The organism is Rhodococcus globerulus (genome assembly GCF_019334125.1).
GTDB lineage: Bacteria > Actinomycetota > Actinomycetes > Mycobacteriales > Mycobacteriaceae > Rhodococcus_F > Rhodococcus_F globerula.
Window position 1 is genome coordinate 4,708,242 of sequence record NZ_CP079698.1, and the last position, 20,834, is coordinate 4,729,075.

The following is a 20,834-nucleotide window of genomic DNA, read 5'->3' on the forward strand; positions in this document are numbered from 1 at the left end:
CTCGTCGGTGAAAGGCCGCTCCGGATGCCTATCCAAACCCAGATCGGGTTGATGAGCCATGAAGAACTCACCTCCGAGCATGAGAGTCAGAGCGCGAAGTACTCGCAGCTACAGGCCCAGAAGCTCGTCCTCGATCTGACTCGCGGTAAGCCTTCGCCTGAGCAACTCGACCTTTCCGCAGCGTTGCTTGCGCTGCCGGGCGACGGTGATTTCCGTGACGGCAGTGGCACCGACTGCCGCAACTACGGTGGCCTGACGGGGCTGCCGGAACTGCGTGCGATCTTCGGTGAACTGCTGGGCATTCCTGTTGCCAACCTTCTTGCCGGCAACAACGCGAGCCTCGAGATCATGCACGACAACGTGGTGTTCTCACTTCTTCACGGCACTCCTGACTCGGCGCAGCCGTGGGCGCGCGAAGAGAAGATCAAGTTCCTCTGCCCGGCTCCGGGTTACGACCGCCACTTTGCGATCACCGAGTCGTTGGGCATCGAGATGATCGCGATCCCGATGAACCACGACGGTCCTGACGTCGCGAAGATCGCGGAACTGGTTGCCGCGGATCCGCAGATCAAGGGGATGTGGGTTGTCCCGGTGTACGCCAACCCGACCGGTGCGGTGTATTCGAAAGAAATCGTCTCCGAGCTGGCGTCGATGCCGGCCGCGGCGCCTGATTTCCGTTTGTACTGGGACAACGCGTACGCGGTTCACCCACTGTTCGGTGAGATCGCACCGTCCTACGACGTTCTGACGATGGCTGCAGAAGCCGGACATCCCAACCGTCCGCTGGTGTTCGCGTCGACGTCCAAGATCACCTTTGCCGGTGCCGGCGTCAGTTTCTTCGGTGCCTCTGCCGAGAACCTTGCGTGGTACCAGAAGTACCTCGGTAAGAAGAGTATCGGCCCGGACAAGATCAACCAGCTCCGCCACTTGCGATTCTTCGGTGATGCGGATGGCGTTCGCGCACATATGGAGAAGCATCGCGAATTGCTCGCGCCCAAGTTCGAGTTGGTTCTGAAGATCCTCGAGGATCGGTTGGGTGCGTCGAAGGTCGCGTCGTGGACCGAGCCGAAGGGCGGCTACTTCATCAGCCTCGACGTTGTCGACGGCACGGCAAAGCGCGTCATCGAACTCGCGAAGAATGCCGGTATTGCGCTCACTGCAGCCGGTTCTGCCTTCCCGTACAGCACGGATCCGGATGATCGGAACATTCGTCTGGCCCCGAGTTTCCCTTCACTCGGGGATCTCGAGGTAGCCATGGACGGTGTCGCGACGTGTGTCCTGTTGGCGGCAACAGAATCGCGTCTCACCGAAAGCTGAGTCGCCTGTGACGGCGCGCCCAAGTCGTGAGCGTCGGTCATCTCTTGTAGCGTTCGGTGCACCAGTTCCTGACATTGGCGCATATCCGGAGGTTGTACGTGGCGGGTGCAGTCAATGCTTCGGAAAGTGCTGTGGTGGAGATGAGTTCAGGGGCATCTGAATTACGACAGGCGACTCCGCAGCGAATAATGCGGGTCGGTGTGATCGGCTTTGTCGTTCTCGTGGTGCTTGCTGTTGCTTCAGTCCTGATGGTTCTGTTCGGTGTTCCGATGGATGTGATCTATTGGGGCATTTTCCACAATTTCCTCGATCTTGACGTCTACCGCCACGGCGGCAGTTTTGTGGTGCAGGGACTGCCGTTGTACGACGGTCCGGTTCTCCAGGGAATGATGTTCACGTACACCCCGTTCGCGGGGATTCTGTTCACGGTGTGGGCGGTGCTCACGTTTCAACAGGCGATCGTCGTGTGGACGGTTCTCAATGTTGTCGCGCTTTTTGCGGTGGTCGTGCTGTGCTGGAAATATCTCGGGTACCGCCTCGGCGTCAAGACGTATGCAGTGAGCGCGTTGGCCACGGTCATTTTCCTGTTCATGGAACCGGTACGCACGACGCTGTGGCTCGGGCAGATCAACATTTTCCTGCTGCTGTTGATCGTGTGGGATTTGGGCCGGGACGAAAAAAGTCGCCTTCGGGGTATCGGCGCCGGGATCGCGGCGGGGGTCAAACTGACTCCGGCGTTCTTCTGGGCGTACCTGTTCATCACGAAGCAGTGGCGCGCCTTGGTGACTGCGGTGATCACGTTCGCCGCGACGGTGGCTTTGGGTTTCATCGTGATGTACAACGACGCGTTGACCTACTGGACCGGCACGCTCTTCGACAGCGATCGGGTGGGACGTACCGACTCACCGAGTAATCAGTCGGTGTCGGGTTTGATCGCTCAGTTGACGCATACGCCGACGCCGTCGAAGGTGCTCGTTCTCGGGTGCAGCGTGGTGGCTGTGTGTCTCGGACTGGGAGCTGCGTGGATGGCTCACCGCAGGGGGCAGAAGTTGCTCGGGCTGACCATGACCGGGCTCACCGCCACAACCGTGTCCCCCTTCTCGTGGGGTCACCACTGGGTGTGGTTTGTTCCGCTGGTGATCCTGGCTTCTCACTACGCGATGGCGTCGAAGAATATCTGGGCTTGGGTCGTGCCGATCGTGTTCCTCCTACCCGTCCTGAACTGGTCGCACACGTGGCCGATACCCGCGGCGGATATGCAGGGCACCGACCGCTTTATCGGCATGGGAATGTTTATGTTGCCCTCGCCCGACTACCTGCGAATCGCCATGGTGGCTGTCTATCTGTGGGTGTTTGTCGTGGCCGCTGCCATGACGCTGATCGTGTTCGGTTGGAAGAAATGGACAGTGCCGAATCTGGAAGCTGCGGACACACCGGCCTGACATGGCAGGATCGGATGTATGGCACTTCATCTGAATCTCGTCGGTGATCCCGAAGCGGATGCTCTCCTCTCCGAGGACCCGTTGGCCTTGTTGCTCGGAATGTTGCTCGACCAGCAGGTTCCGATGGAGACGGCATTTCTGGGGCCGAAGAAGCTCGCGGATCGCATGGACGGTCTCGACGTCCGTCGCATCGCGGAGATGGACACGGACGCGTTCATCGAGATTTGCGCGCAGACGCCGGCAGTCCATCGTTTCCCGAAGTCGATGGGCGAACGCATCCAATCCGTGTGCCAGTTCATCGTCGAAAAGTACGACGGTGACACCGCTGCGATCTGGACGTCGGGTGATCCGAACGGCAAGGAAGTGCTCAAACGACTCAAGGCGCTGCCCGGCTACGGCGATCAGAAGGCCCGAATCTTCTTGGCGCTGCTGGGCAAACAAATCGGGGTCCAGCCTGACGGTTGGCGCGAAGCAGCTGGGGATTACGGACTCGACGGGTCACGGCGGTCCATAGCCGACGTGGTCGACGAGCAGACGCTCCTCGAGGTCCGCGAGTTCAAGAAAGCCGCCAAGGCTGCAGCAAAGGCAAAATAGTCAGCCGAACTGCGTACTACTCGCCCGCACCAGCTTCACCAAGTCGCCTGCCGGCCCTTCGAGTTGTCGCGGCGGCCGCCAGACGGCTCGCAAGGTGCGTGCGAGGTCGAGGCCGTCCACCTGGACAACCCGAAGGTCACCCGATTTCACCTGTTCACTGACTGCAAGAGTGCTCAGCACTGCCGGTCCGACACCGCCGAGGACGCTGGTGCGGATGGCGGCCGAGCTACCGAGCTCGAGCAGGGGCGTCGCGCGCTCGTACTCCGAAAGCGCAACATCGAGAGTGGTCCGAGTACCAGATCCTGGCTCGCGGACCAGCAACGGCGTCATGGCCAGTTCGCCGATGGTGAGAGGTTTACGCCGACGCGCCCACGCGTGATCGGGATCGACAACGACCACGAGTGAATCGCGGGCGACGGTGATGCTGTGTAGGTGCCTCGGCACAGTCGGGGATTCGACAAATCCGAGATCGCACATTCCTACGTCGATCGCTTCGATGACACGCGTCGAGTTGTAGACCTGCAGATGCACTGTGACGTCGGGGTGTAACCCACGAAAAGTGCCCAGCCACGCCGGAATCAGATGTTCGGCAACAGTCATGCTGGCGCAGACCGTCAACTCTGCCGATCGCTCGGTCCGCATTCCTTCGGCCACGTCGAGTAGCTGTGTCGAATTGGCCAGGACACGCCGGGCCCAATGGACGATGACGGTGCCTTGCGGCGTTAGCGTCGCCCCGGTTGATTTTCGGTGGATCAGAGGCATACCGAGTTGGCGTTCCAGCGCTTTGATCGCACGGCTGGCGTTGGGTTGCGCGATATGCGCGAGACGGCTTGCAGCGCTGAGGCTTCCGTGATCATCGACGCCGACCAGTAGCTCGAATGTGGTGAGGTCCGGCCAGCGTCGGGTCATGCGTTCAGGCTATACCCAATTACCCGGACATATCGTATTGATATGCCGTGATAGCAGAAATCGAGCTACCGCACCAATGATTTCTGACGGACTCTGGACGAGTGAACAGCGATGTGAAGTCCGTAGTCGACAAACCGGCCGTTGCCTCGCCGGCGCCTGTGCGGCGGTGGGCGAGTATCACTGCGCTCGTGCCCGGAGTGGCCCTGTGCGCCGTCGGTGCGGCAATCGCGCTGGGGGTCGGGCGGCTCTTTTCCGCTGTCAGTCCGCTGCTGATTGCCATCCTCGCCGGCGCGATCGTGGCGAATACTGTCACCCTGCCTGCGAAATTCCAGCCGGGACTGACATTTTCGTCTAAACGACTGCTGCGAATCGGAATCGCATTGCTCGGTCTGCAGTTGATGTTCAGCGACATCGTCGGTCTCGGCTGGGGTGTGATCGCCGTCGTCGTGGCGATCGTTGTTCTTGGCATCGCCGGAACAATGTATGCCGGAAAGCTTTTGGGTCTGTCGTGGACACAGCGAATTCTGATTGCGTGCGGCTTCTCGATCTGCGGCGCCGCGGCTGTGGCCGCCGCGGATGGCGTGGTGAATGCAAAAGAAGAAGAGTTACTTACTGCGGTAGCGCTGGTGGTGATCTTCGGAACGTTGATGATTCCGACAATTCCGTTGTTGGCGAGGAGTTTCGGACTCGATGACGTCAGCGCGGGCATGTGGGCCGGTGGGTCGATTCACGAGGTTGCGCAGGTTGTTGCCGCCGGCAGTGCTCTCGGTGCTACCGCATTGGGTGTTGCCACCATTGTGAAACTTGCGCGTGTGCTGATGCTGGCGCCCGTCATGGCGTTCCTGAGTATCCGTCAACGTGCCATGTCCGACAATTCGAATCTCCAGGTGAAGCGGCCACCGCTGGTGCCCCTGTTCACGTTGGCCTTCATCGCATTCATGGGGCTGCGCTCAACGGGGATTCTCCCGGAAGAGGTTCTCGGCGTGGCGAAGACGGTGCAAACCGCATTGTTGGCGGCTGCGATGTTTGCCCTCGGGCTCGGTGTGCGACTGAGTGTGATCCGCGGCGTCGGAGTGCGCCCATTCGTTTTGGCTGCATTGTCGACGGTCTGGGTGGCCCTGATCGCCTTGGTCGGTGTTGTGCTGGTCAGCTGATCGTTCTCACCCTTGGCGCTGGGCTTTCCATTCGCTGGGGCTCATCGAAAACTGCGTGCGAAACCACCGCGAGAAACTGCCTTGAGTAGAAAATCCGAGGTGCACGGCAACGTCGGTCAACGAATAGCGTGGGTTCGACACCAAGCGTTGCGCGAGGCTACTGCGTACCGAATTGAGAACAGCCGTGAAGGTATCACCCGATTCTGCTAGATGGCGGTGCAGGGTTCGCCGATCGAAGCCGAGGCTCCGAGCCACATGTTCGACGGAGCATCGTCCGGTGGGGAGCAGCACTTCGATCAATTCCCTTGTACGGCTGAGGGTATCGGATGAATCCGCGGCGGGAAGCGAGTCGAGGAATGCTCGTGCATATGGGCGAAGTAACTCATCGGCCAGTTCGTTGCGGGCATCTAGATCGCTCGCATAAAACACGATTCCGGTGAACTCGTGATCGAAGTCCACCGCGTTGCCGAGAATTCGTCGATGTGTACTGGTGTCCTGCGGAGCACTGTGTGTGAATCCGACGCTCACCGGATGCCAGGCAGGCCCGAGAAAGCTCCGCAGGATCTGCACGGTTGCGCCGACGGCGAGTTCGACGGTCTGCCTGGTGTCGACCGAGTCTGCGGAAGGCCGCGTAGTGGCAGGATCGCCGACCTCCAGGCCGATCCGCAGGGTTGCCAAGCCGCTGACCTCGGTCAGGCGGATGCGAAGCGCCTCGTTGTAGGTGTGCTCGTACCGGATCAGGACGTCCAGTGCGCTCCTGACGTCGGGTTCTTCCCTGATGACCAGGCTGAGCGGCCCGAGATTGGACAGCCTGCGGAGTTCGGCGAGGAGGAGGCCGAAATCTTCGCGCCCGGATTCCGTTGCGGACAGTTCGAGGAGCGCGGCAATCGAGGCTGCTGGCACCCACTGATCGGGGTTGGCCAGGCTTGTCGGAGCGAGGCCGACGCTCCTCATCAGGTCGACGGCATCGATGTGGACCGAGCGACACAGGTCGACGTAGCGGTTGAGCGACGCATAGCGGGCGAGTGGCTTCACGAGGTTCCTTAGTTCTTGACTTAATGTCCCGAAATGTTGTGCTGCGTGTCTCGTACAGTTAAGCATGTGAGCCGGATCTCACCTAGTGTTGTTCACATCAGATCGCGACCCCGGAGTCGAAAGTAGCTTCTGGAAGTTGTTGCGTACGAACATAGCTCGACCGAATTTGTCGAGTATGCCCACAGAATTGGAGAGCATCGTGGCACACGCCATTCGATTCCACGAGATCGGTACCCCGTCTGTCATGCGTTGGGAAGAGGTCGAGGTAGGTCAGCCAGGTGCTGGCGAGGTCCGGATTCGCCACGGCGCCGTCGGACTCAACTTCGCCGACACGTACTTCAGAAGCGGCCTCTACCCTGCGCAATTGCCTGCCGGTATGGGCGTCGAGGGTGCCGGAACTATCGAGGCGGTCGGTGCGGGTGTTGCCGATTTCAGTGTGGGGGATCGGGTGACCTACACCGGCAGTCCGCTCGGGGCGTACAGCACCGAGCGCATCATGCCGGCTGCCGACCTGATCGCGTTGCCCGACGGTATCGATTTCGAGACGGCAGCAGCGATGACCATGCGCGGCCTCACGGCGGCTTACCTTCTGCGCCGCATCTACCCGCTGAAGGCAGGGGATACCGTTCTGCTGCACGCTGCTGCAGGTGGAGTTGGTTTGATCTTCACTCAGTGGGCAAAGCTGCTGGGCATCAAGGTGATCGGGACTGTTTCCACAGACGAGAAGGCAGCTGTTGCCCTGGCGCACGGGTGCGACGAGGTCATCATCTACACCCGCGAGGATGTTGTTGCGCGGGTCAGGGAGATCACCGGTGGTGTCGGTGTGCCGGTTGTCTACGACAGCATCGGGCAGTCCACGTTCGAGGTCTCACTCGACTCCTTGGCACGCCGAGGGCTGATGGTGTGCTTCGGAACCGCGTCAGGGCCGACGCCGCCGATCAACGCAATGCAGTTGGCGGTCAAGGGATCTCTTTTCGTCACTCGACCGGCCTTGGCCGACTACATCGCCGATCCGGCGGAGCGCGCCGAATTGGCCGCCGAGCTCTTCTCACACGTCGAAGAGGGTCGGATCAAGATCGGAATCAATCAGCGGTACGCACTCGAAGATGCGGTGCGTGCGCATCACGATCTGGAATCCGGCCGCAGTATCGGTTCCTCCGTCTTTACCGTCTGACGCCATCCGTCGAAAGGGGAATCGTCATGAATAACACTGCAACGCTGATTGATACGGCCACCAGGTCGATCACCGTCGAGAAGCTGACCTGCTCCATCGGTGCCGAACTGTCCGGAGTGGACCTCGGCGTTGTCGCTCGCGACGACGCTTTGTTCGCCGAAATCAAATCGCTCCTGCTCGAGCACAAGGTTCTGTTCTTCCGTGACCAGGACTTCAGCCGGGCGCAGCACGTAGAACTGGCACAACGCTTCGGCGACCTCGAGGATCATCCCGCGCTGGGTAGCGATCCCGACCATCCCGGGCTGGTCCGCATCTACAAAGACCTCGACAGTCCGCCGGAGCATTTCGAGAATGCCTATCACTGCGACGCGACGTGGCGCGTGAATCCACCGATGGGATGCGTACTCCGTTGTGTGGAAACACCACCCGTCGGAGGTGACACCATCTGGGTGAACATGGCACTGGCATACGACAATCTGCCTGCCGGCATCAAGGGCCAGATCAAGGACCTCAAAGCTCGGCACAGTATCGAGTCGAGCTTCGGTGCCAGGATGCCGATCGAACAGCGCCATCAGCTCAAGGAGCGCTTTCCGGACGCCGAACATCCCGTTGTGCGAACGCATCCCGAGACCGGCGAGAAGATTCTTTTTGTCAATTCGTTTGCGACGCACCTCGTCAATTACCACACACCGGAGAACATTCGATACGGCATCGACTTCGCTCCTGGCTCGAGTAACTTGCTCAACTACCTCGCAAGCCAGGCCCAGATTCCCGAGTACCAGGTTCGGTGGCGCTGGACCGAGAACAGCGTCGCAATCTGGGACAACCGTTCAACGCAACACTATGCAGTGCAGGACTATTGGCCTGCAGTTCGAAAGATGGAACGCGCCGGAATAGTCGGCGACGCACCGTTCTGATCGTCCCCCCTTCTTTCTCAGCTCTCATCTGATTGGAGTTTTGTTATGCATTTTCACGATGATGCCTTGTTCCCGGAGGTTCAGGAGAAGCTTGTGATTACGGTTGCGCCGTATGGTCCGGAGTGGGAGCCGGACGATTTTGCGGAGGATCTGCCGTTGACGATGGACGAGCATGTTCAGACTGCGGTGGATTGCTACAACGCGGGTGCGACGGTGTTGCATATTCATGTTCGTGAGCTTGACGGTAAGGGTTCGAAGCGGCTTTCGAAGTTCAACGAGTTGTTGGGCCGTTTGCGTGAGGCTGTGCCGGAGATGATTTTGCAGGTGGGTGGGTCGATTTCGTTTGCGCCGGAAGGTGAAGGTGCGGATGCGAAGTGGCTTTCCGATGATGTGCGGCATATGTTGGCGACGTTGGATCCGGCTCCGGATCAGGTGACGATTGCGATCAATACGTCGCAGATGAACATCATGGAGTTGATGACCCCGGATGATATTGCGGGGACGTCGATGGAGCGTCCGGAGTTGGCGAATACGTATCGGGAGATGACGGTTCCGGCGGGTCCGGAGTGGGTGGCGGAGCATTTGCGTCGGTTGCAGGAGGCGGGTATTCAGCCGCATTTCCAGCTCTCGAGTATTCCGCAGCTCGAGACGGTGGAGCGGTTGATCCGTCGGGGGATCTATACGGGTCCGGTGAATTTGACGTGGGTGGCGATCGGTGGTGGGTTCGACGGTCCGAATCCGTACAACATGATGAATTTCGTTTCGCGGGTTCCTGATGGTGCGTGTCTGACGCTCGAGACGTTGATGCGCAGTGTGTTGCCGGTGAACACGATGGCGATCGCGATGGGGTTGCATGCGCGGTGCGGTAACGAGGACACGATTTGGGGCCGTAAGGGCGAGAAGATGACGTCGGTGCAGCAGATCGAGCAGTTGGTGCGTATTGCGGGTGAGTTGGGCCGTGAGGTGGCTACGGGTAAGGAAGCTCGCGATATTTACCGGATCGGTCAGAGGTATGCCGATACCGATGAGACGTTGGCGAAGTTGGGTTATGCGCCGAATCGTCGGCCGGGTCAGTTGGGTTTCACCCACCACGCCTGACAATAATTCTCAGGGGGCATGAGCTGAGACAGTTCATGCCCCCGAGTCATCCCCAGAATTTGTTGCTACAGAATTTCCGAACCTTTTGTCCATCAGGCGATTTCCGGAAACTTATACCTCGACCAGGGTTCCGCCGTCGTCTTCCTTCCTCGAATGCTCCAAGGAGAATCATGGGATTACAGGCTACTTCCACGCTCAGCGTGGACACCGCACGCAGCAGCGGTGGACGGCGAAAGATATACCCCTGGATCGTTTTTGCGCTGGCCTTCGGCCTCCTGCTCTCGGACTACATGTCCAGACAGGTCCTCAGCGCGGTTTTCCCGATCCTGAAAGCGGATTGGGATCTCTCCGATTCGCACTTGGCGTCGTTGAGCAGTGTTGTCGCGCTGATGGTCGGGTTGCTGACGTTCCCGCTCTCACTTCTGGCCGATCGTTGGGGCCGCGTCAAGAGCCTGATCCTGATGGCCGTGTTGTGGAGTGTCGCTACTCTGCTGTGCGCGATTGCCCAGTCCTATGAACAGATGCTCGGTGCGCGATTCCTCGTCGGTGTCGGTGAAGCCGCATACGGCAGTGTCGGTATTGCCGTGGTGCTCAGCGTGTTTGCGCCGCGAGTGCATGCAATGCTGGCCGGTGCCTTCATGGCCGGTGGTTCGTTCGGTTCGGTGATCGGTGTTGCGATCGGCGGGTTCATCGCCGTTCAGTTCAGTTGGCGTTGGTCCTTTGCCGCGATGGCGATCTTCGGTCTCATCCTCGTTGCGCTGTTCCGCGCTCTGGTTACCGAGAAGAAGTTGGCCGCTCACGCCGTCGAGGGTTCCGCCGGCGCCGCAGTGGAACCGGATGGGTACCGGGCGCCGGTATCGACATTGTTCACCAATCCGGCGGTGCTGTTCGCCTATATCGGTGGCGGGCTGCAGATGTTCACTGCCGCTGTACTTCTGGCGTGGTTGCCGAGTTTCTTCAACCGCTACTACGATCTTGCGCCGGACAAGGCCGGGGTCATGGCTTCGGTGTTCGTTCTCCTGGTCGGCAGCGGCATGGTGGTCTGCGGATTCATCACCGACCGGTTCAGCCGTGACAACTCGGCAAAGAAGTGGACGACGGCGATCGTCTACTGTGTGATCTCCCTGGTGTCCTTGGGTATCGGTCTCCGGTTAGGCACGGGCACAGCGCAACTCGTACTTCTGGGAATCGGTGCATTCTTCTCCGCCGGCTGTTCGGGTCCGACAGCGGCGATGGTCGCCAACCTCACGCATCATTCGATCCGTGCATCGGCCATGGGAACGCTGACGGTCGCCAACAACCTGCTCGGACTGGCGCTCGGTCCCTTTGTCATCGGCATTCTTGCCGATCATCTCGGACTCCTGAGAGCGCTGCAGCTTTCACCCTTGGTCTACATTGCCGCCGTGGTTGCCTTTATTGCGGGCAAGCGTGCGTACCCGGCCGGTATTCGTCGTCTGGAGAATCTTCAGAAAGCGCCTGCAATGAATGCCTGATCCGGCATTGCAACTCGAATGGGCACCTACCCGCTATTTGCGAGTAGGTGCCCATTCGTCTGTCAGCTGATGTTGTGGCACAAAAGAACTGCCGAAGTCAGTTATCCGACTGACGCTGCTTGTGTGCTTCCATCTCCTCGACGAGGATCGGAACGCCGATGTTGCACGAGTGGATACCCACCACGGTCGCCAGCTTGAGGACCTCGAGAATCTCCTGCGGTGTCACCCCCATGTCCAAGGCTGCCTGAATGTGGCGCCTGGTACCCGGTGCATACATGTGGGTGGCGGAGGCGTCGACGGCGATACACAGCAGCTGAACAACTTTCGGTGAGAGGACACCGCTCTGGTACGGCTCCATCGCCATTTTCATATACAGTTCGGTCCAGTTCGGGTCCATGTCGTACAACCCGTCCCAGAGCGTATTCCAGCCGCCGCCGGCCTTCATCGCCTCGACTACTGGATAGCTGTTGGTGTCCTCGGTCATCATTCCTCCGTTTGTTGTTCGATACGAGCAGGTCTAGCGGGCGGTTGAGGCGGCCGCGAGTTCGCGCTTGAGAATTTTCCCGGTTGCGGTCATCGGCAGTTCGGTGACGAACTCGACGTGGCGGGGGTACTTGTAACTGGCCATCTGCTCTTTCGACCACGCGATCAGGTCGTCAGCCGTGATCTGCGCTGCCGGGTGGAGGATGACAAACGCCTTGATCTCCTCGCCATGTCTCTCGTCGGGCAACCCGACGACGGCGGCGAGCGAAACGGCGTCGTGGGTCACGAGGACTTCTTCGATTTCGCGAGGGTAGACGTTGAATCCACCTCGAACGATCAGGTCCTTCGCGCGATCCACTATGTAGTAGAAGCCGTCGTCGTCGACGCGAGCCAAGTCGCCGGTGCGGAACCAGCCGTCATGCATGACTTCGGCAGTGGCGTCGGGGCGGTTGTAGTAGCCCTTCATGACGTTGTGGCCGCGCAGAGCGATCTCACCGACTTGTTCCTGGCCGGTGACGGTGTTCCAGTGCTTGTCCACCAGTCGCGCCTCGATGCCCCAGATCGGGACTCCGATCGATCCCGGCCGAGGATCACGCTCCGGGTCGCTGAACAGTGCCAACGGCGAAGACTCGGACAGCCCGTAGCCTTCGAGGATCTGGACGCCGAACTGCCGCTTGAACTGGGTGAGAATCTCCACGGGCAACGCTGCGCCGCCGGAGATCGCCTTGCGCATGTTCCGCGCAATCTTCTCGACATCCACATTTCCTCCGTCGAGCGCGCCGAGCAGACCCCAGTACATAGTGGGCACGCCGGCAAAGACCGTGATGTTTTCCTGCTCCATCAACGCGAGCGCAGCGGCGGCCTCGAACCGGGGCATCAGGACCAGCGTCGAGCCGACGGAGAGTGCGGAGTTCATGGCGACGGTTTGGCCGAAGGAGTGGAACAGTGGGAGCGTGATCAGGCACGTATCGAGTTGTGTTGGGGTGCTGTCGAAGAGGCGATTGGCGCAGAGCGCGTTGAGAACCATGTTGGAGTGGGTGAGCTCTGCGCCTTTCGGAGCTCCCGTGGTTCCGCTGGTGTAGAGAATCACTGCCGTATCCGCCGGTTCTCGCACCACGGTTTCGAACTCGTTTGGCGTCGCAGCGATCGCCTGGGCAACCGTGTGGACGTCCGCGAGTTGCGACGGCCCCTGCGGATCGGCAGTGATCAGGAACATGTGACTGCACGCGGGAGCACCCTGGAACCCGTCGAGGCCGTACTCGCCGATCGGCAGGTCGGAGCCACCTTCGAAACAGAAGTATGCTTTCGCATCGGAGTCGTTGAGGTGGTACGCAATCTCCCGGCCCTTCAGCAAGATGTTGAGCGGTACCACCACTGCACCGGCCTTGAGGATCCCGTAATACACCGCGAGGAACTCGGGGATATTCGGGCAGGAGAGCGCAACCTTGTCACCGGGTTGCACGCCTCGGGCCACGATCAGGCTTGCGATCTTGTTGGCATGGCGGTTCAGTTCCGCGTATGACTGGCGTGCGTTGCCGAGCACGACGGCGTCTCGATCCGGGTATCGGCGAGCCGAATCTTCCATTAATGCAGATAAATTGAGCATCGCTGCGTGTCCTTCGAAGTGTAGGTAGGAGCTCAGGTCAGCGTTTACGAGACCACGTCTTCGCGAACCTGGGTCAGCTCGTCGATGAATTCCTCGGCCTGCGACCATTCCCCGTACCCGGAGGCAGGATTCAGGTGTCCGACGTCGCCGAGGTCGACCAGACGGCTGCCCCAGACCTCGGCCATGTTGGCCACCCGGAGCCGATCGGCCAGCGGGTCGTTCGAACTCACTGCGACGATGCTCGGGAACGGCAGTTGGCGACGGGGAATGGGCAACCATCCGTTGCTGTCGAGATCCTCCAGCATCGGATAACCCTCGGGTAGTTGGCGTTCCAGGTCCGCGGGAGTTGCCAGCAGCGCGCCCACGATTGGGTGACTCGCCTGTAGAGCCCAGTGGACTGTGATCATGACCCCGGCGCTGTGGGCAACAAGCACGATCGGTCCGTCGATGTCGCTGATCACCGCGTCGAGGGCTGCGATCCGGGCAGCCAGGCTGAGCTTGTTCTCCGAGAGGGGAGGCACGCTACGTACCCGGTCCAGCTTGTTTTCCAGCAAAGTCTGCCAGTGTTCGTCGACGTGGTCGCGTAGGCCGGGCACGATCACGACGGTGGGTACTGAGGGGGCGTTCGCGGAAGGGTTGGTCATTGCCGTCTCCGGGGTTGTTTGGTGATGTTCGGGGCGTAGCGCCGGCGCGGTTCTGCCACTGTGGTTGATCGCCGGGGGCGGAACCCGATTTACGTTGTGACGGCGCGATCTACGAGGCGCTCGACACTCTTGTATCGGGGTCACGATAGCCGGATCGGTCCATCGATATTTGACATAATGAGACAAGCCTGTTGACGTTTCGGGACTCGTAATCTCAGTCGGTCATGCGACCCTTGACTGCCCCAAGGGTCAAGAATCCTGTCTCAATGCGTCAAGTTGGATTGCTTCGACACGGCTATCGTGATCTCCATCACCAGGAAGGTCGAGTGCGCGGCAACACAGGCATTCGAGTGGAACGGGACGATACATGTTGTGATGCAACGACCTTCGGGTGCGAGCTGACACTGACGTCGTCTCGGGCTGCGCCCCTTATTTCTCAGCTCTCATCTGATTGGAGTTTTGTTATGCATTTTCACGATGATGCCTTGTTCCCGGAGGTTCAGGAGAAGCTTGTGATTACGGTTGCGCCGTATGGTCCGGAGTGGGAGCCGGACGATTTTGCGGAGGATCTGCCGTTGACGATGGACGAGCATGTTCAGACTGCGGTGGATTGCTACAACGCGGGTGCGACGGTGTTGCATATTCATGTTCGTGAGCTTGACGGTAAGGGTTCGAAGCGGCTTTCGAAGTTCAACGAGTTGTTGGGCCGTTTGCGTGAGGCTGTGCCGGAGATGATTTTGCAGGTGGGTGGGTCGATTTCGTTTGCGCCGGAAGGTGAAGGTGCGGATGCGAAGTGGCTTTCCGATGATGTGCGGCATATGTTGGCGACGTTGGATCCGGCTCCGGATCAGGTGACGATTGCGATCAATACGTCGCAGATGAACATCATGGAGTTGATGACCCCGGATGATATTGCGGGGACGTCGATGGAGCGTCCGGAGTTGGCGAATACGTATCGGGAGATGACGGTTCCGGCGGGTCCGGAGTGGGTGGCGGAGCATTTGCGTCGGTTGCAGGAGGCGGGTATTCAGCCGCATTTCCAGCTCTCGAGTATTCCGCAGCTCGAGACGGTGGAGCGGTTGATCCGTCGGGGGATCTATACGGGTCCGGTGAATTTGACGTGGGTGGCGATCGGTGGTGGGTTCGACGGTCCGAATCCGTACAACATGATGAATTTCGTTTCGCGGGTTCCTGATGGTGCGTGTCTGACGCTCGAGACGTTGATGCGCAGTGTGTTGCCGGTGAACACGATGGCGATCGCGATGGGGTTGCATGCGCGGTGCGGTAACGAGGACACGATTTGGGGCCGTAAGGGCGAGAAGATGACGTCGGTGCAGCAGATCGAGCAGTTGGTGCGTATTGCGGGTGAGTTGGGCCGTGAGGTGGCTACGGGTAAGGAAGCTCGCGATATTTATCGGATCGGTCAGAGGTATGCCGATACCGATGAGACGTTGGCGAAGTTGGGTTATGCGCCGAATCGTCGGCCGGGTCAGTTGGGTTTCACCCACCACGCCTGATTTTTCGTCAACCTGCATGTTTTGTCCGGGGCGCGCCAGTACTGCCGTGCCCCGGACACGCTCAGTACAGCCGCCGGCGCATTTTGCGCACACCAATTGTGTTGGCTCGCATCCCGGTTCGTAGCGACTACCTTCACAAGACACTAAAGGGTATGAGAAAAGTCAGATGAGTTCACAACGTTCTTGGGCACGGAAGGCGGCGGTCATCGCCGCCACTACAGCGACCGCATTCAGTTTGGGTGCCTGCGGCAGTGATTCTGCCTCTGCCGACGGCTCTGTCATGAAGATCGGAATCACTCAGGGAGTGCCAGGCGATCTGCTCACCGTCGTTGCTGAAAACGAGGGTTTCTTCGACAAGCGTGGGGTCAACGTCGAACTGATGCCTCCCTCCTTGACCACCGCCCTCTCCGCCGCCGTCATTTCGAACGACATCACTGTCGGGACCATGGTGCCCGGGACCTTGTGGCCGGCAATCGACAAGGGCGCCTGTGCAAAGGCTTTGGGCTCCACGCTCGGAAACACGATGGATGTGATTGCGCAGCCAGGCACCGAGATCGCCGGTGACCCCACCGATCCCAACACCACTATGGCGAGCATCAAAGGAAAGACCATCGGTGTCACTTCCCGTGGATCCGGCATGGAACTGTGGATTACGCAGCTGCTCAACGATGCCGGTCTGGACCCGGCCAAGGACGTCACGTTCGTGGGAGTCGGAGCGCCGGCCACAGCAATCCAGGCGTTCAAGGCCAAGCAGGTTGACGTTCTCTACTACGGCCCCACTATGGCCGAGCAGTTGCCCGAATCCGAAGTAGTGCGCGTGACGGACATTATCGGCAAGCCCGGGAATGCGCTTTCCTCGCTTGTTCAGGGATATCCCTCGGCGTCCTGCAACACGATCGAGCAACGCCCGAACGACTTGTTGAACTACTGCAAGGCGATGTGGGACACCTACGATTTTGCGCAGGATCCCAAAAACGCTGCGGCGATGGGCAAATGGATGTCCGAGCTGATCGGTGTCTCGCCTGCCGGGGGACCGGCAGCCTGGGACGCACTGAAATCGACGTATCTGCCGATGACCATCACGCAGGAATCGTGGGAAGCGCAAGCCGAGTTGGCTGGTTCGCCGGCTCCCGTTGCGCCGGATTTCGCCAGCTCGGTCTACGAGCCGTGCACGGGTGGTGATCCGCGATGACCCCTCCCGCTGCCGTCGCGACGACGCGCGTCGACCCGGTACTTCAACCTGTCCCACCAGAGGAAAAGAAGCCGAAGGGTAAGAAAGTTGTTGTCGGCGCTACCGGCGCCAAGGCCAAACTTTCCGGCGGATCATTACTCGCGGTGCAGATAGCGCTGCTGATCGCGATACTGGCTGCCTGGCAGATCAGCTACAACTACGCCGGTGAGAACAAGCTGGTGGTGTCGAACCCGAAGCTCGTGTGGGAGGCCTTTCTGGCTTGGCAGGAGAAAGGCACTTTCTGGCCTGACCTGTGGTCGACGGTGTCTGCGGCCTTCATCGCATTGATTCTGAGCGCGGTGATCGGTATTGCCGCGGGCATCGGGCTCGCGCTGGCGCCGAGCGTCGAGGCCGTGGTTTCTCCGTTCCTGGACGCGATCAATGCGATGCCGCGCATTGCTCTTGCCCCGGTGTTCGTCATCTACTTCGGTATCGGTTCGACCTCGAAAATCGTCCTGGCATTCACGCTGGTTGTCTTCATCATCACCATCAATACCAGGGCCGGTGTATCGAGTGCCGACTCGGAATTGCTTCGGCTGTCCGTGGTCATGGGAGCGAGTAAGTGGCAGCGCTTCTACAAGGTGCTCTTGCCGGTGGCCGTGCCGTCCATCTTCGCCGGTCTTCGGCTAGGCCTGATCTACTCGCTCCTCGGCGTAGTCGGCGCAGAACTCATCGCCTCGACAAGTGGCTTGGGGCAGCAGATCTCGGCATCCTCGGCTGCGTTCGACCTCGGGACGGTGTACGCCGCGCTGATCGTTCTTGCAGTGATCGCCGCAGTGTTCAACGCTGCCGCCGGGCGTATCGAGAAGTCGATTCTTCGTTGGCAACCCCCGCAGGACGCATGATGACGTATACAGGAGTGAAAGCTGTGGGAACCGACAACGCCGTTGCAGTCGAAGACCCCGCGTTCGAGATTCGTTCTGCAACATTGGATTACACGCCAGCTGGCGCGAGCACCTTCTCCGGAGTTCGAGATCTCTCGCTCACGGGTAAGCGGGGTGAGCTGTTGGTACTGGTAGGACACAGTGGCTGCGGAAAGACAACAGCGCTGAATCTGATGGGGGGATTGATTCATCCGACCACCGGCTCCGTCTCGGTGCTGGGCACCAGTCCGGCGCAGGCGCGTTCGGAGATGGGATACATGTTCGCCCGTGACGCGCTGTATCCGTGGCGTACGGCCAGGCAGAATGTGGAGCTCGGTATGGAGCTTGCTCATGTCGGAAAGGCCGAGCGGCGTGAGCGGTCGATGGAGATGCTGCGCAGAGTCGGACTCGAGGCTGCAGCGGACCGGTACCCGTGGCAACTGTCGCAGGGCATGCGTCAGCGTGCGGCTCTCGCCCGGACGTGGGTGATGAAGCCGGCATTGATCCTCATGGATGAGCCGTTCTCGGCGCTGGATGCGCAGACCCGCGACGTGGTTCGCGACGAATTCCTTGATGTGTGGAGCCAGGAACGGCAGACCGTGGTTTTCGTGACACACGATCTGAACGAGGCATTGCTCATCGCGGATCGGGTAGTTGCCATGCGCGCCGGTGAGGTTGTGGTGGATATGAAAATCGAGATGGATCGACCTCGAGATGAGGCCGGCCTGGAAAGCAGCAAGGAGTTCCGTGACATGTTGGGGGAGTTGCGCGCAACGCTGAACTCGCACTGATTCTCGCGCAGCGAGCACGCGCGGCGGTTGGCCCGTAAGGCAGCCGTGATTGATTAGTTGACCCCGCCAGTGAGAAGGCCCTGTCGCGAACACACGTGACAGGGCAGAGGTGTGGCGGTCGATCATGCACATCGTCGCGATCGGATGGGCGAGGGATCGCCAGAGTGCGCTGAACCGTCCACAGCGAAGGCGTCGGTCACGCCCTGACGCGAAAGGGTTCTCCAGGGATGCGGGCTCGATCTAACTCGGCCGATGATGCAGGGCGGGCAGATATCGCAGCCAGTGAATTCACCCGCGGCGGGCGAAGGCAGCGGTTCCACGGGCGATTAGCGTCGTCGTTGATCTGTTGGTTCGAGAAGGGACGCCCCGTGACCGAGATCGTAACCCGAGACAACTTCGTCGAGGCTGAAACCGCGCACTACTTCCGGGAGCAGCTCACCAAGGCCCCGGTCAACAGGTACTTTCACTCCAGGGTGCCGGTGAACGTCGAAACCCAGGTCGTGATCCGGTCGAACGTGGACCTGATCTACTCCTTCGCCGTCGTCGACGTGACCGAGGAAGCCACCTTCTCGCTCGCGCCGTCCAGCGAATACCAGGTGGCCGAGATCATCGACGAGAACCATTACGTCGTCGGTGTCATCTACCCCGGTGAGATTTTGACAGTGCGCAACGCCGACCTGTCCACCGGCACTCATGTGTATGTGGCGGGCCGCACCGCGACCGGGGGCGGGCTCGCCCGCGCCCACGAGTTGCAGGACGCACGCCGGATCACCGCCGCGACGTCCAATCCGTACCGAGGCCGGGAGTTCGACGAGGACACCCGCAAGTCGGTCGGCGCCGAGCTGGAAACTCATGCCGCCGAGGCGGACTTCTCCAAGGGCTTCGGTACCCCCGTCAGTACGGATTCTTACCAGCACCTGTTGGGCGCCCGCCTGGGCTGGGGTGGTCTGCCGCCCGAGGATGCCCAATACTTCCAGGCGGTGGCCACATCCACCGGTGTGGATGTGTGGACCTTTGCTGTTCCGCCGCTGGACTACGAGCGCAACGGATACTTCTCGGTGATCAAGTACGACGGGATGGGCTGGCTCGACGTCGACCGACCTGGCCTGTCCGACAGCGAACTGGTTCGCAACGACGACGGCACCATCAGCATCTGGTTCGGTGACGACCGCGTAGCGAACAAGCCGAACGTCATCCGCGCGACGGAGGGGCAGAAGTTCTATTACGGCATGCGCCTCTACCGTCCGCGTGATGCCGAGGAAACCCGCGAGTTCATCGAGAAGGTTCGGTCGACACCGATTACTCCAGTTGGCTGACGGCTGTACCGCCAGTCGGTCCACTATTGCCTACCTCGGACATCATCGAAGCAGCCGGTGAACGGCCCAGAGTTACTGTTGCGACCAGACCTTCGGACTGCATCCGAACTGTTGGCGGAACCACCTCGAGAACGCGCTCAACTCGGAAAACCCGAGTTCCACCGAGATTTCGGTGAGGGAACGATCTCCGCGCTCGATCGACATTGTGGCCTGATCGCGTCGCACCGCATCCAGGATCGACGAGTACGTCTCACCCGACTGCGCTAGTCGCCGATGCAATGTCCGCCTGTCCATCCCCAGACTGCGCGCGATACGCGTCACCGAGCAATGCTCTGTCGGTAGCAGTGTGGCGATCAGGTCTCGGACCTGTCCGGCCAGGGACGGGTTCTCCGGCGGTGCGAGTAGTCCGAGATACTCTTGGGCGAACGGACGAAGTACGGGGTTGGACAGTCGATTTGGTGCATCCAAATCGCTTGTTGCAATGATGATTCCGTCGATCTCGTGATCGAAGTGGATGGACGGGCCGAAGATGCGAATGTGCATCTCGTCGTCGGCGGGCGCCGCATGCGTGAAACAGGTGGATATCGGTAGCCATTCGTCGGGCAGGAAATCGCACAGGACTCGTAGGGTCGACGCGACAACCAGATCCACCGATTGCTGTCCCAGGATCATCCCGTCCATCGGCGTCACTCGAATCGTGGCCAGGCCGCGAGATTCTGTCAAATCGAGACGGATTGCTTCGTTGTGTAATTTCATGTGGCGCAATACGATTCCGAGTGCGCTCCGTACGTCGGGCTCCTCGCGTGCGATCAGGCCCACCGGACCGAGGTTCGACACACCGCGATCAAGGGACATTCTGAGGCCGAAATCGTCACGGCCCGATTGTGATGCGGAGAGTTCGAGCAACTCGCTCACGGACTTCGCTGCGATCCATCCCTGCGTCGAGGCAAACGAGGCGGGGTCGATCCCGGCAACCCGCATCAGGGGGTGAGGATTCAGTCCAACCGACTGTGCCACTTCGACATATCCGTTCAAGACAGCACTACGTAGCCTCAGCATCGACGGCCCGAACTCTCGACGTGTTGTCCCATGTTGTCAAGGATATCGACCCAATCTGTCAACGCGGTCGCCGGGGACGACTGTAGCGTGATGGTCGTCACATCGATTGGGCCGAGCATTGCCCCGCGACATGCTCGGTGCCCGAAAACCCTGTTGTCCACACCGTTTTGTCGGCACGAATTTCTTCGAGA

19 protein-coding genes are annotated in these 20,834 nt (G+C 60.1%); 13 read left to right on the forward strand and 6 right to left on the reverse strand.

Annotated elements, in window-relative coordinates:
- Window positions 1-24 precede the first annotated feature (24 nt).
- The 3 genes from KYT97_RS21445 (at window position 25) to KYT97_RS21455 (ending at window position 3,353) form a co-directional block, all read left to right on the forward strand.
- Window positions 25-1,317 carry an aspartate aminotransferase type Ic gene (locus tag KYT97_RS21445; protein WP_033235042.1) on the forward strand — a complete coding sequence of 431 codons (1,293 nt, stop codon included), beginning with the start codon at window positions 25-27 and terminating at the stop codon, window positions 1,315-1,317.
- Between the two features lie 98 nt (window positions 1,318-1,415).
- A complete protein-coding gene (locus tag KYT97_RS21450) occupies window positions 1,416-2,759 on the forward strand; it encodes a glycosyltransferase 87 family protein (RefSeq protein ID WP_033235041.1) in 1,344 nt (447 codons plus the stop codon).
- An 18-nt stretch (window positions 2,760-2,777) separates the two neighbouring features.
- Window positions 2,778-3,353, forward strand: coding sequence for an HhH-GPD-type base excision DNA repair protein (locus tag KYT97_RS21455; protein ID WP_033235040.1), 576 nt, complete (start codon window positions 2,778-2,780; stop codon window positions 3,351-3,353).
- Here KYT97_RS21455 and KYT97_RS21460 read toward each other — a convergent pair whose 3' ends face one another.
- Entirely contained in the window at window positions 3,354-4,262 is a 909-nt protein-coding gene (locus tag KYT97_RS21460; protein WP_033235039.1) for a LysR family transcriptional regulator, read from the reverse strand.
- A 101-nt stretch (window positions 4,263-4,363) separates the two neighbouring features.
- On the opposite strand from KYT97_RS21460, the gene KYT97_RS21465 reads away from it, so the two are divergent.
- Complete coding sequence (locus KYT97_RS21465) at window positions 4,364-5,416, forward strand: YeiH family protein (RefSeq protein WP_154883486.1); 1,053 nt, start codon at window positions 4,364-4,366, stop codon at window positions 5,414-5,416.
- A 6-nt stretch (window positions 5,417-5,422) separates the two neighbouring features.
- Here KYT97_RS21465 and KYT97_RS21470 read toward each other — a convergent pair whose 3' ends face one another.
- The gene (locus KYT97_RS21470; RefSeq protein WP_033235037.1) at window positions 5,423-6,451 is read right to left on the reverse strand and encodes an AraC family transcriptional regulator; all 1,029 of its coding nucleotides are present in this window, start codon (window positions 6,449-6,451) and stop codon (window positions 5,423-5,425) included.
- A 199-nt stretch (window positions 6,452-6,650) separates the two neighbouring features.
- Between KYT97_RS21470 and KYT97_RS21475 the strand changes: the two genes are divergently transcribed.
- From KYT97_RS21475 to KYT97_RS21490, 4 genes are all read left to right on the forward strand, one after another.
- Window positions 6,651-7,625, forward strand: a complete 975-nt coding sequence (locus tag KYT97_RS21475; RefSeq protein ID WP_033235209.1) for a quinone oxidoreductase family protein — start codon at window positions 6,651-6,653, stop codon at window positions 7,623-7,625.
- Between the two features lie 26 nt (window positions 7,626-7,651).
- Window positions 7,652-8,542, forward strand: a complete 891-nt coding sequence (locus KYT97_RS21480; RefSeq protein WP_033235036.1) for a TauD/TfdA dioxygenase family protein — start codon at window positions 7,652-7,654, stop codon at window positions 8,540-8,542.
- A gap of 45 nt (window positions 8,543-8,587) precedes the next feature.
- Entirely contained in the window at window positions 8,588-9,640 is a 1,053-nt protein-coding gene (locus KYT97_RS21485; RefSeq protein WP_033237424.1) for a beta-keto acid cleavage family enzyme, read from the forward strand.
- Between the two features lie 170 nt (window positions 9,641-9,810).
- On the forward strand, window positions 9,811-11,133 hold the full coding sequence (locus KYT97_RS21490; RefSeq protein ID WP_219110650.1) for an MFS transporter: 1,323 nt from the start codon (window positions 9,811-9,813) through the stop codon (window positions 11,131-11,133).
- A 97-nt stretch (window positions 11,134-11,230) separates the two neighbouring features.
- On the opposite strand, the gene KYT97_RS21495 is transcribed toward KYT97_RS21490, so the two are convergent.
- The 3 genes from KYT97_RS21495 to KYT97_RS21505 are packed head-to-tail and all read right to left on the reverse strand — an operon-like array spanning window position 11,231 to window position 13,866.
- Complete coding sequence (locus tag KYT97_RS21495) at window positions 11,231-11,617, reverse strand: carboxymuconolactone decarboxylase family protein (protein WP_033237408.1); 387 nt, start codon at window positions 11,615-11,617, stop codon at window positions 11,231-11,233.
- Between the two features lie 33 nt (window positions 11,618-11,650).
- Window positions 11,651-13,222 carry a long-chain-fatty-acid--CoA ligase gene (locus tag KYT97_RS21500; RefSeq protein ID WP_033237406.1) on the reverse strand — a complete coding sequence of 524 codons (1,572 nt, stop codon included), beginning with the start codon at window positions 13,220-13,222 and terminating at the stop codon, window positions 11,651-11,653.
- Between the two features lie 44 nt (window positions 13,223-13,266).
- Window positions 13,267-13,866: an RBBP9/YdeN family alpha/beta hydrolase gene (locus tag KYT97_RS21505; protein WP_033237405.1), complete on the reverse strand. Its 600-nt coding sequence runs from the start codon at window positions 13,864-13,866 to the stop codon at window positions 13,267-13,269.
- 464 nt (window positions 13,867-14,330) lie between these two features.
- On the opposite strand from KYT97_RS21505, the gene KYT97_RS21510 reads away from it, so the two are divergent.
- From KYT97_RS21510 to KYT97_RS21530, 5 genes are all read left to right on the forward strand, one after another.
- On the forward strand, window positions 14,331-15,383 hold the full coding sequence (locus KYT97_RS21510) for a beta-keto acid cleavage family enzyme (protein ID WP_033237424.1): 1,053 nt from the start codon (window positions 14,331-14,333) through the stop codon (window positions 15,381-15,383).
- 166 nt (window positions 15,384-15,549) lie between these two features.
- On the forward strand, window positions 15,550-16,575 hold the full coding sequence (locus KYT97_RS21515) for an ABC transporter substrate-binding protein (RefSeq protein WP_033235858.1): 1,026 nt from the start codon (window positions 15,550-15,552) through the stop codon (window positions 16,573-16,575).
- On the forward strand, window positions 16,572-17,459 hold the full coding sequence (locus tag KYT97_RS21520; protein WP_095887703.1) for an ABC transporter permease: 888 nt from the start codon (window positions 16,572-16,574) through the stop codon (window positions 17,457-17,459). The genes KYT97_RS21515 and KYT97_RS21520 overlap by 4 nt, the downstream gene beginning before the upstream one ends.
- Window positions 17,456-18,268, forward strand: a complete 813-nt coding sequence (locus KYT97_RS21525) for an ABC transporter ATP-binding protein (protein WP_095887704.1) — start codon at window positions 17,456-17,458, stop codon at window positions 18,266-18,268. The genes KYT97_RS21520 and KYT97_RS21525 overlap by 4 nt, the downstream gene beginning before the upstream one ends.
- Before the next feature lie 368 nt (window positions 18,269-18,636).
- The gene (locus KYT97_RS21530; RefSeq protein WP_051730654.1) at window positions 18,637-19,584 is read left to right on the forward strand and encodes a DUF1254 domain-containing protein; all 948 of its coding nucleotides are present in this window, start codon (window positions 18,637-18,639) and stop codon (window positions 19,582-19,584) included.
- A 72-nt stretch (window positions 19,585-19,656) separates the two neighbouring features.
- On the opposite strand, the gene KYT97_RS21535 is transcribed toward KYT97_RS21530, so the two are convergent.
- Window positions 19,657-20,601, reverse strand: coding sequence for an AraC family transcriptional regulator (locus KYT97_RS21535; RefSeq protein ID WP_207787506.1), 945 nt, complete (start codon window positions 20,599-20,601; stop codon window positions 19,657-19,659).
- Window positions 20,602-20,834: the final 233 nt, after the last annotated feature.